Consider the following 256-nt stretch of genomic DNA (forward strand, 5'->3'; position numbering starts at 1 on the left):
CATCAATCGCTTGTTTACCCTGCTGACCGGTGTGGCGGTGCTGGGTATCGCACTGGTGGTGAACGACGTGATCAGCGCCTTGACCCTGGCCTACAACCTGTTGGTAGGCGGCATGCTGGTGCCGCTGATCGGCGCGATTTGCGTGCTCGCCAGTTGTTCGCGCCTATATGGCGCAGGCAAGCGGCGTGGAAGCGGCGATCGGTGAGCAATGCGATATCGAAAACCGGCCTTGGCCGAGCGGCAAACCGGGCGGTGT

1 protein-coding gene is annotated in these 256 nt (G+C 62.1%); it reads left to right on the forward strand.

Translation table 11 applies throughout. The features are described from left to right. A partial coding sequence (locus tag AC0L20_RS41325) for a hypothetical protein (protein ID WP_473295883.1) occupies positions 1–205 on the forward strand: 205 nt, incomplete at its 5' end. Positions 206–256 lie beyond the last annotated feature (51 nt).

It is taken from the genome of Bradyrhizobium sp. Kon58 (assembly GCF_055807455.1).